At 60.2% G+C, this 792-nt stretch carries 1 protein-coding gene; it reads right to left on the bottom strand.

Translation table 11 applies throughout. The features are described 5' to 3' along the window. On the bottom strand, nucleotides 1-315 hold a 315-nt coding region (locus BJP35_RS00110), incomplete at its 3' end, for a DUF2502 domain-containing protein (protein WP_086462850.1). Nucleotides 316-792: the final 477 nt, after the last annotated feature.

Raw genomic sequence — 792 nt, 5'->3', positions numbered from 1 at the left:
ACGGTAGTAATAGCCGGGCGGCGGCGGTGGCGGCATGCGGTAATGCGGCCGGTCTCGCCAGTCGCGCCGCGGCGGCCCGTAGTAAATCACCCGTGGCGGCGGGCCATAATAGTACCCGCGCGGGCGTTCATACCGGTGGTGATCGGCCCACCAGCGCGGATCGCGCCAGCGATAGCCGTCCCAGTAGTGGCCGCGATTATCGCGATCGCCGATATGCAACGACAGACCCGGCACGTTCACACCGATGGACACGTCGGCCTGGCTCGCCAGCGGCAGCGCCAGCAGCGCGGCCAGTAACAACAGCGTTTTTTTCATTTCATGGACTCCTGCAGAGCGGACCTCGTCCGATCGCAGATAACATAGTCCCGCGCTCATCGCCGCTCTATAGGCGCAATGCCGATTTACGCCTTTCAGACGCATCCTTCACAATTTCACCACAATCGTTCACCGGCAGTTAACAATAAATCGTTGATATCTTTGATGTAGATCACGTGCCACCCGCGGCATTTCACGCGCTTTTCGGCGCAAAAACGGCAACTCACGCCGCATAACATGCATTCCATCCCTGCCGCCGTGCAACGAATTCCCGATCCTCCCCCCGCCGGGGGGGCCGGCCATATAATAAGCCCATACCGCGCGAACACAGCTTCACCCCGCAAATTTCAGCCAGCGGCTCACGCCCGGCAACGCACACACAGGAAGGAGACCGGCCATGAACACCAAACCGGCAAATCGCAGCTTAATCGTTCTCGGCACCATCATCTGTCAGATGGGCCTGGGCACCATCTACAC

The organism is Enterobacter sp. J49 (genome assembly GCF_002148625.1).
In the GTDB taxonomy this organism is placed as follows: Bacteria; Pseudomonadota; Gammaproteobacteria; order Enterobacterales; family Enterobacteriaceae; genus Enterobacter; species Enterobacter ludwigii.
The sequence above is the reverse complement of the archived record's forward strand: the minus strand, read 5'-3'. Positions and strand labels throughout refer to the sequence as shown.